8 protein-coding genes are annotated in these 9,609 nt (G+C 45.4%); all 8 read right to left on the bottom strand.

Translation table 11 applies throughout. The features are described from left to right. Positions 1-231: 231 nt before the first annotated feature. The gene (locus tag ACLTOQ_RS00430; protein ID WP_308728817.1) at positions 232-1,128 is read right to left on the bottom strand and encodes a DUF3881 family protein; all 897 of its coding nucleotides are present in this window, start codon (positions 1,126-1,128) and stop codon (positions 232-234) included. A 30-nt stretch (positions 1,129-1,158) separates the two neighbouring features. Further along, entirely contained in the window at positions 1,159-2,442 is a 1,284-nt protein-coding gene (serS, locus tag ACLTOQ_RS00425) for a serine--tRNA ligase (RefSeq protein ID WP_021914295.1), read from the bottom strand. A 12-nt stretch (positions 2,443-2,454) separates the two neighbouring features. Further along, complete coding sequence (locus ACLTOQ_RS00420) at positions 2,455-2,964, bottom strand: DUF4446 family protein (RefSeq protein WP_308728816.1); 510 nt, start codon at positions 2,962-2,964, stop codon at positions 2,455-2,457. A 56-nt stretch (positions 2,965-3,020) separates the two neighbouring features. After that, positions 3,021-3,920 carry a ParB/RepB/Spo0J family partition protein gene (locus ACLTOQ_RS00415; RefSeq protein WP_337755296.1) on the bottom strand — a complete coding sequence of 300 codons (900 nt, stop codon included), beginning with the start codon at positions 3,918-3,920 and terminating at the stop codon, positions 3,021-3,023. Next, on the bottom strand, positions 3,920-4,687 hold the full coding sequence (locus tag ACLTOQ_RS00410) for a ParA family protein (protein ID WP_021914298.1): 768 nt from the start codon (positions 4,685-4,687) through the stop codon (positions 3,920-3,922). Before ACLTOQ_RS00410 ends, ACLTOQ_RS00415 begins: the two co-directional genes overlap by 1 nt. 353 nt (positions 4,688-5,040) lie before the next feature. Beyond that, positions 5,041-5,766, bottom strand: coding sequence for a 16S rRNA (guanine(527)-N(7))-methyltransferase RsmG (rsmG, locus tag ACLTOQ_RS00405; protein WP_412272125.1), 726 nt, complete (start codon positions 5,764-5,766; stop codon positions 5,041-5,043). Between the two features lie 15 nt (positions 5,767-5,781). Continuing rightward, positions 5,782-7,719 (bottom strand): tRNA uridine-5-carboxymethylaminomethyl(34) synthesis enzyme MnmG, encoded by a 1,938-nt coding sequence (gene mnmG / locus ACLTOQ_RS00400; RefSeq protein ID WP_412318384.1) that lies wholly within the window; start codon positions 7,717-7,719, stop codon positions 5,782-5,784. 348 nt (positions 7,720-8,067) lie between these two features. Beyond that, on the bottom strand, positions 8,068-9,453 hold the full coding sequence (gene mnmE / locus ACLTOQ_RS00395; RefSeq protein ID WP_412318383.1) for a tRNA uridine-5-carboxymethylaminomethyl(34) synthesis GTPase MnmE: 1,386 nt from the start codon (positions 9,451-9,453) through the stop codon (positions 8,068-8,070). Positions 9,454-9,609 lie beyond the last annotated feature (156 nt).

The raw sequence follows: 9,609 nt of genomic DNA, 5'->3' as shown, positions 1-9,609 counted from the left end.
CTCAATCACTTTCGTGATGAATCATCTGATTTCTTATTTCGACATTTCTATATGCTACTGTTCCAATCAGACTCTTTGTTGCCACTTTTTAGGTTTCACGGCTTTAACCATGGTTGCTTCTTAGAAGTAACACCTATTCGATTCGTCACACAAAAAACAGTTCCATAAACAAATTTATTATACAGAAATTATCTGTACAAGTCAAATACTTTACGCTGTCCGTGAACTCTTCTACGACTCTTCTGGGAAATTCACCTGTCCCTGCAACCACACGCTGCCCTTGAAGCGGCGTCCGACAGCAGGTTCGCCCAGCAGATCAATGCTGTTGATTGCAACCTTTAAATTCAGGTCGTTGCAACACAGGGTCAGAATATGTACCTTTTCGCCCGTCAGTCCGTTGGTTACAAGCTTCATATCCGTGATTTCACCCAGAACAGAATACTGGTCACATTCCACACCATACGGCATGAAATACGTATCTACAAGACTGAAAATATCGGCTTTTTGAATCTTTCTGGAAATGGACGTGTAGGTGTCCATATCTTCTAACGTCAGGCTTTCCATCGCTTCTTCATCGCCGCCGCGTGCAGCTTGAATCAGACGGTTTCTCTGTACCGCGTCCTTGGCAATCTTCTTTTTCTGCCATTCCGTCTTCTGAATCGGCATCATGATCGTTCCCTGACAGGAAAGTGCGGAAAGGTTCAAAGAAGTACCCTTTGCCGGGATCTTGCCTTCTCCCTGCAATTTCAGATACGAAATCATATTTTGCAGGTAAAAAATCAGGGAAACACCAACCTTCGGATCGTCGCAGATTCCCGCATAGGACTCCTTCGCTGCGTGGCGCTCGATTGAGATATCCTCTGCTGTACTGACAAGATCGGAGCGCAGGTACGGAAGATAATAATCGAAACTGTACGTATCGTCCTCATCAAATTCTCCGCACACTGCTATTCCGATATCTTCGGCGAAATTCCTGTCAAATTCTGCAACCAGCGTCTTTTTCCCAACGGTCGTATAGCTGCGCTCATCCGCATGAATAATGATATCCCGGATCAGCTTTTGAACCTGTTTCTTTTCTGTATACTGACTGAATCCCACTGCTCTCAAAAATTTGTGCAAGAATCTCACCTCACTTTTTGTTTATTTTAGTTTACATAATTATTTTTTGCGAATTTCTTTCATTCCGCCCATGTAAGGCTGCAGCACTTCAGGAATTCTGACAGAGCCGTCTGCCTGCAGGTTATTCTCCAGGAAAGCAATCAGCATTCTCGGAGGCGCTACTACTGTATTATTCAGTGTATGTGCAAAGTATTTTCCGTTTTCACCATTTACACGGATCTTCAGTCTTCTTGCCTGCGCATCGCCCAGGTTGGAGCAGCTGCCAACTTCGAAATACTTCTTCTGTCTCGGGGACCATGCTTCTACGTCTACAGATTTCACTTTCAGGTCAGCCAGGTCACCGGAGCAGCATTCCAAGGTTCTTACCGGAATATCCATGCTTCTGAACAGATCTACAGTGTTCTGCCACAGCTTGTCAAACCACATCTTGGAATCTTCAGGCTTGCACACAACGATCATTTCCTGCTTTTCGAACTGATGGATTCTGTATACGCCTCTCTCTTCCAGACCGTGTGCGCCTTTTTCCTTACGGAAGCAAGGAGAATAGCTGGTCAGAGTCTTAGGCAGCTCTTCTTCCGGAATAATTGTGTCGATAAATTTACCGATCATGGAATGCTCGGAAGTACCGATCAGGTAAAGATCTTCGCCTTCGATCTTGTACATCATAGCGTCCATTTCTGCAAAGCTCATAACGCCTGTTACAACATTGCTTCTGATCATGAAAGGAGGTACACAGTAGGTAAAGCCTCTGTTAATCATGAAATCTCTTGCATATGCGATAACCGCGGAATGCAGTCTTGCGATATCGCCCATCAGATAGTAGAAACCGTTTCCTGCAACCTTTCTTGCGCTGTCTAAGTCAATACCGTCAAAGCTCTCCATGATCTCTGTATGATAAGGAATTTCGAAATCCGGAACAACCGGCTCGCCATATCTCTGAACCTCTACGTTCTCGGTATCGTTTTTACCGATCGGAACAGAAGGATCGATAATGTTGGGGATGGTCATCATGATTTTCAGGATTCTTGCCTGCAGCTCTTCTTCCTGTGCTTCCAGCTCAGAAAGTCTCTTTGCATCTGCATTGACCTGTTCCTTCATCGCCATGGCTTCTTCTTTCTTACCCTGGCCCATCAGTTTACCGATTTCTTTGGAAATCTTATTTCTGTTGGCGCGCAGATCATCTGCTTCTTTCTGTGCAGTTCTGCTCTGTGCATCCAGCTCGATTACTTCATCTACCAGCGGAAGCTTTTCATCCTGGAATTTTTTCCGGATATTTTCTTTTACCACTTCCGGATTTTCTCTTAAAAATTTGATATCGATCATGACTCTTCCTCCTTAAAATCCAATCGCCATATTCAGCGCTTTTCTTTCTTCTTCACCAAGGGCGATTTCACATTCGCCGTTTTTGATTTCCTTCGTGTAGGTATAGCAGCCGTCGCTGCTGTGTACGGAATTTAAAATAAATCCGCTGTTTCTCTCATTCAGCATGCACAGGCAAAAGCTCAGATTACCGCCCATCTGGTTATAGGCATCGTATTTTACCAGTCCAGCCTTCTGATAACAGAATTCCAGTTTTTTCAGGATATTGCGGATGTCCTTTCGATTCTTCTCGCTCTCGCTTTTGATAAATTTATTATCCTCAAACAGAGCGATAATATCCTTTTCCAGGCTCTTTCCGTCTTTGCCTTTCATAAATTTGTCGTACTTTTTCTTCAGCTTTTTGTACTTTGCAAACTGTACAATGATTAAAACCAGAAGAATCAGCAATACAACAAAAATTCCGATAAACAGCCACGCAATATCCAATCCTGCTATTCCGAGATATTCCATCAACGGGCTTGTCATTGTTTTTCTTTCCTTTCTTACGGTATTTCGGTAATTTATCTTACCGTCTCACAACTTTAACCCGTGATCCGCTCCAGCAGGCGTTCCAGATCTTCATGATTATAAAATTCAATTTCTATCTTACCCGCGCCGTTCTGTTTTGCGCTCACAGATACCTTTGTACTCAGACTCTGCTTCAACCGTTCGGAGATCTCCTGATAAATTGCCTGCAGCGTCTTATTTTCTTCCTTCGGCGGCTTCGGCGGCTTGTGCAGATCTTTTACCAGCTTTTCCACCTCGCGGACACTCAGCTTTTCATCAAAGATTTTCTGTGCGATCAGATACTGTTCTTCCGGATCTTCAATGCTGATCAGCGCTCTTGCATGTCCGGTGCTGATCATATCGTCCACTACCATCTTCTGTACTTCATCGCACAATTTGAGCAGACGCATGGAGTTTGTAACGGCAGTTCTGCTCTTGGAAACCCGCTCCGCTACTTCATCCTGCTTTAAATGAAACTCTGTCAGCAGTCTCTTATAAGCCTGTGCTTCTTCGATCGGATTTAAATCCTCTCTCTGAATATTTTCAATCAGAGAAATTTCAACAATTTCCTGATCTGTCAATTCTCTGACAATAACCGGAACCTCTTTTAATCCGGCGATTTTGGCAGCTCTCCATCTGCGCTCTCCTGCGATGATTTCATAATAATCACCACGGTTCTGTACAAGAATCGGCTGCAGCATTCCGAATTGTTTTAAAGATTCTGCCAATTCCTGTAAAGAATCTTCATCAAAATTTTTACGGGGCTGTTCTCGATTCGGCTCTACCTTTGACAGCTTTACCATCAGAGTGCCGTCTTTTCCCTCCTCAGGTGATGAGGCGGTCGAAACTGTAGCATGCTTTACCTCTGACTCCATCATCACATTTGTCGGAATCAGAGAATCCAGTCCTTTTCCTAATCCTCTTTTCAACGCCATTATATACCCTTTCTCTTTATGACTTCATCCGCAAGTGCCATATAGCTCTCTGCTCCTGCTGACTTTGCATCATAAAGATTGATCGGCATTCCATAACTCGGTGCCTCTGCAAGTCGAATATTTCTGGGAATCATCGTCTTGTAAACCTTTTGATTCAGATGATCCTTGACATTTTCAACGACCTGCATCGAAAGATTTGTTCTCGCATCATACATGGTAAATACGATACCTTCGATATCCAGAGTCGGATTCAGACGTTCTCTTACCAGATTTACGGTATGGATCAGCTGACTCAATCCCTCCAGCGCATAGTATTCGCACTGAATCGGAACAAGAACTGTATCCGCTGTCGTCATCGCATTGATCGTCAGCATGCTGAGCGACGGCGGGCAATCGATGATGATAAAATCGTACTGATCTCGAATCCAGTCGATTTCATTTTTCAAAATGTACTCTTTTTTATCTACTCCAATCAGTTCAATCTCCGCTGCGGCAAGATTGACATTTGACGGAATAATTGAGACATTCTTAACAACATTCTTGATCAGACACTCTTCTACCGAACACTCACCAAGAATCAATTCATAAACTGTGTTTTCCAGTTCATTTTTTTCGACGCCGAATCCACTGGTCGTATTTCCCTGTGGATCCATGTCAATAACTAATACTTTTTTTCTTTTCGCCGCCAGACAGGCTGACAGATTGATTGCTGTCGTTGTTTTACCAACGCCGCCCTTCTGGTTCGCAATTGCTATTGCTCTCCCCATTGAAATTCATACACCTCGTGTCGTTTCACGACTTCTTCTCTTACCGTTTCAAATTCACATCATTTATTATAACATCAACATTTCAAGAATGCCATTGCTAATAGTTATAAATTTGTAAAAAGGAATGCACTTTTTTTCAGCAGTTCCGTTTTTTGACGTAAAAAGGAAATTTTCAATCTTACACGATATTCTTATTTCAGTCTAATCTTTGAAACGCACTACTGCTCCTCTCTTTCGCGATATGTCTCTATTTTTCGTTCCGACTTGTCCGGTCAATGTTTCACGTGAAACATTTGAGGATTATAAAAAAGGAGATGTTTCACGTGAAACATCTCCTTCTCATGTTGACCAACTCAGACAATCGGCATCTTCGCCGGTGTACCTGCTTTTCTCGGATATTTTTTCGGCGTCTTCTTAATCTTATCAATCACAACCAGCGTTCTTCCCATATCTCCGCCCGGAAGCTGGAACTCGATCTTATCAGATATTTCTCCGCCAAGAAGATCGACCGCTTTCTGTGCCGCTTCAATTTCCGCCTCCGCTTTTTCTGCCTTATAAGGAATGAATTTACCGTTTTCTTTTACATAAGGAAGACACAGCTCAGAAAGCGTTGATAAATTTGCTACTGCTCTTGAAACACATAAATCGAAATGCTCTCTGAACTCTGGCTGTTTTGCATAGTCCTCTGCTCTGCCATGAAGCATCTGGATCTCACCTAATTCCAGCTTATCAGAAACCTCCTGTAAAAACTTCAATCGTTTTTGTAAAGAATCCAGTAAAGTCAGTCGAATCTGCGGAAATGCAATTTTCAGCGGAATTCCCGGAAAACCTGCGCCGGTTCCGATATCAATAACGGAAACCACCTCCGTCAGGATTTCCGGATAGGCACGAACAACCGTCAGACTGTCGAAAAAATGCTTTTTCATTACATCTTTGTAATCTGTGATCGCCGTCAGATTCATTACTTCGTTCCATTCCACCAGAAGCTTATAATATTCCTCGAACTGCTGCTTCTGGACATCCGAAAGAACGATCCGCAATTCTTTTAATTCATTTTCAAATTGATCCATTCCGTACATAGAACATATGTTCTCCTATTCTTTCTTCAAATCGCGCATATGACTTTCATGCTCCAAATATACCAAAAGCACGGAAATATCTGCTGGGGAAACGCCGGAAATTCTGGAAGCCTGTCCAACCGATACCGGACGGAACGCTTTTAACTTCTGTCTTGCCTCCAGACGCAGGCTCGGAACCTCATCATAATCCATCCAATTCGGGATTTTATGCTTTTCCATCTTCTTGTACTGATCTACCTGTCGCTTCTGGCGCTCAATATAACCTTCATATTTGATTTCGATTTCTACCTGCTCAATGACCTCTGCCGGTAAAAGCTTCCGATTATGATCAATTTCTGCAAGCATTTCATAGGAAAGTTCCGGTCTGCACATCAACTCCGCCAGAGACGCTGCCGTCTTCAAAGGTGTACTGCCCATTTTCTCCAAAAACTTCTGATGCTCTGCCGATGCGCCGATCACAGTTTTTTTCAGACGATCCATCTCCTGTGTAATCATCTGTTCTTTCTGTTCCAGCCACTGCATCTGCTCTTCCGAAATCAGACCAGCCTCATAGCCCTTTCTGCGCAGACGCAGATCCGCATTGTCCTGGCGAAGCAGTAATCTGTATTCTGACCGCGAGGTCATCATCCGGTACGGTTCTGTATTTTCCTTCGTCACAAGGTCGTCTACCAGAACACCCAGATAGCCTTCCGAACGGTCTATAATCATCGGCTCCCTGCCCTGACATTTCAGACCCGCATTGATTCCTGCAAGAATGCCCTGGGAAGCCGCTTCCTCATAGCCGCTGCTTCCATTGAACTGTCCTGCCGAAAAAAGCCCCTCAACATCCTTAAATTCCAACGTCGGGTACAGCTGTCTTGCGTCGATGCAATCATATTCAATCGCATATGCATTGCGCACGATCCGGCAGTTTTCCAGCCCTGGAACCGTCCGATACATGGCAAGCTGTACATCCTCCGGCAAAGAAGAGGACATGCCACCGACATACATTTCATTTGTATAACGTCCCTCCGGCTCAAGAAAAACCTGATGGCGTTCTTTATCTGCAAATTTTACAACCTTATCCTCGATAGACGGACAATATCTCGGTCCCGTCCCTTCAATAATTCCCGCATAAATCGGAGAACGATCCAGGTTTGCCCGGATGATCTCATGCGTTTTTTCGTTCGTATAGGTCAACCAGCAGGAATCCTGATCAATCTGTACGCTTTCCGGGTCAGTAGAAAAGGAAAACGGCACAACCCTCGGATCTCCGAACTGCTCTTCCATCTTGGAAAAATCAATACTCCTTTTATCCATTCTCGCAGGCGTTCCCGTCTTGAAACGGCGCATTGCAATGCCCATTTCTTTCAGACTGTCTGTCAGGTGATTTGCCGCCTGCAGTCCGTTCGGCCCGGTATAGGTGATGGATTCTCCGCACAGGCAGCGTGCCTTTAAGTAGGTTCCGGTACACAAAATAACCGCTTTGGCTTCGTATACCGTTCCCGTAAATGTCCGCACACCACGGATTTTTTTTGTTGCACCGGCTTTTTCGGAAACCGTGTCTGAATCCACATCATCCCATAAAAGATCGCAGACTTCTGCCTGCTTGATAACCAGATGCTCCTGATTTTCCAGAATCTGCCGCATCCGTCTGCTGTATTCCGCTTTATCCGCCTGCGCCCGCAGCGAATGCACTGCAGGACCCTTCGACGCGTTGAGCATCTTTGACTGAATAAAGGTATGATCGATATTTTTTCCCATCTCGCCGCCGAGCGCATCCAGCTCCCGGACGAGATGTCCTTTCGAAGAACCGCCGATATTCGGATTGCACGGCATCAGCGCAATACTTTCCACGCTTACCGTAAAAATAACCGTTTCCAGTCCCATTCTCGCGCACGCCAGCGCCGCTTCACATCCGGCATGACCTGCCCCAATTACACATACATCAACTTTTTCTGTTATCTGAGCCATCTTTTCCGCCTTATTTTCTGTGCTTTTCTGCAATAGAATGCGCATCATACGAACATTCCATTGTCCTAAACAAAAGAATGCACGCTCTGCAAGCATTCTTTTGTCCTAAGCAATAGAATGCACGCTCTGCGAACATTCTTTTGTCATGAATCATCGCATGCTTTCTGCACCAATCATACACGAATCCTGCGTTTCCGGCAACTGTTTCTGTGGGCAGTGTTCTACAATCCTGCTCGCTGCCGCTTTTCCAAACCGTTTGCGAAACCTTCCCTTCGAGACTTTTCGCTCCTGTTTTTTTCCCATTCCTTTAGAAAATGTCTCTTCAAGACTTTTCGACACCTGGTCAGATCATTTTCCCATGCAGAATTTGGAGAAAATTTCGTTTACCAGATCATCGCCGACCTCTTCCCCGATAATCCGTCCCAGAGATGCATAGGCACTCATCAAATCAATAGAATAAAAATCCTCCGGCATATCGTCTTCCAGGCTTTTCTGAACCATTTTCAGGCTGTCATACGCCTCGCAGAGCGCTTCTTTGTGGCGCATGCTCGTGATAACCACCTCGTCCTCCGAACGGATTTCTCCATGGAAAAACATCTGCTCCAGAAGCCGCTCAAATTCCTCGATTCCGGCATTTTTCTTTGCAGAAGTGCGGATCATGGAAACCTCCCTGCCGCCGAACGCCTCCTGCAAATCCGTTTCGCTGACAGCCGCTTCCAGATCTGATTTGTTAAGCAGTACAATGACCTTCTGATCCCGGATCATCTCAATAATCTGCCTGTCATTTTCGTCCAGCGGGCGCGACGAGTCAACCACATACAGAATTAAATCTGCCTCTTTTGCATACTGCATCGCACGTTCTACACCGATTTTTTCCACGACATCATCCGTGCTGCGGATTCCCGCCGTATCGATGATATTCAAACTGATTCCCTTTAACCGGATGGATTCCTCCAGGGCATCGCGCGTCGTGCCTGCGATATCCGTTACAATCGCGCGCTCTTCTCCGACCAATAGGTTTAACAGGGACGATTTTCCAGCATTCGGCTTTCCGACAATGACGGTGCGGATGCCTTCTTTGCGTAAAAGTCCGTCCTCTGCGGACGCGATCAGCTTTCCGATCTCTCCTAAAAGCTCCTGCGTGATTTTGCCGAGTTTTTCCGAATAGCCTTCTGTACTGATATGCTCCGGATCGTCTAACGCGGATTCGATAAATGCAATTTCATATAAAAGCGCCGCACGCAGGCTCTTCACTTTCTCTGCAACAGAGCCGCGCAGCTGTTTGATCGACGCCTGCATCGAAAACTGGTTTTTCGCCTGAATCAGATCCATAACCGCCTCAGCTTCGGATAAGTCGATTCTGCCGCTCAAAAACGCTCGTTTCGTAAATTCGCCCGGCTCCGCCATCCTCGCACCGGCATGCAGAACAGCCTCCAACACACGTTTGGTTAAAAGCACGCCGCCGTGGCAGTTGATCTCTACCGTGTCCTCTGTCGTATAGCTTCTGGGTGCTTTCATGACAGAAACCATAACCTCGTCCAAAATCGTTCCGTTTTCTTCGACAAAACCATAATGAATCGTATGCGTCTGCCAGTTTTTCAGTGTGTGTTCTTTCTTCTTATTGACCACAACCCGGTTCGCAACCGCAATCGCCTCCGGACCGCTGATGCGGATAATGCCGATTCCCGCATCAGACAACGCCGTTGCAATCGCTGCAATGGTATCTGATTTCATACTACCTCCATGAATGAAAAAGAATATGCCTTGGCACATTCTCGCGCCGAGGCGCGGTTGCTTTAGCAACCATCTACCCCTGCGCCGAGTGCGCATCCTCGCGGAGCGTTTCTTATCGAATGGGAACCACATTCCCATTCGATGAAAAAGAACCGG

Source organism: Gallintestinimicrobium sp. (assembly GCF_046968865.1).
In the GTDB taxonomy this organism is placed as follows: domain Bacteria; phylum Bacillota; class Clostridia; order Lachnospirales; family Lachnospiraceae; genus Gallintestinimicrobium; species Gallintestinimicrobium propionicum.
Note: the sequence above shows the minus strand (reverse complement) of the source record. Positions and strands in the feature narration are given on the sequence as shown.

Coding starts and splice junctions, on each gene's coding strand:
- ACLTOQ_RS00420 (WP_308728816.1), bottom strand. CDS start 2,964: ATGACAAGCCCGTTGATGGAATATCTCGGAATAGCAGGATTGGATATT.
- ACLTOQ_RS00415 (WP_337755296.1), bottom strand. CDS start 3,920: ATGGCGTTGAAAAGAGGATTAGGAAAAGGACTGGATTCTCTGATTCCG.
- ACLTOQ_RS00410 (WP_021914298.1), bottom strand. CDS start 4,687: ATGGGGAGAGCAATAGCAATTGCGAACCAGAAGGGCGGCGTTGGTAAA.
- rsmG (WP_412272125.1), bottom strand. CDS start 5,766: ATGTACGGAATGGATCAATTTGAAAATGAATTAAAAGAATTGCGGATC.
- mnmG (WP_412318384.1), bottom strand. CDS start 7,719: ATGGCTCAGATAACAGAAAAAGTTGATGTATGTGTAATTGGGGCAGGT.
- serS (WP_021914295.1), bottom strand. CDS start 2,442: ATGATCGATATCAAATTTTTAAGAGAAAATCCGGAAGTGGTAAAAGAA.
- mnmE (WP_412318383.1), bottom strand. CDS start 9,453: ATGAAATCAGATACCATTGCAGCGATTGCAACGGCGTTGTCTGATGCG.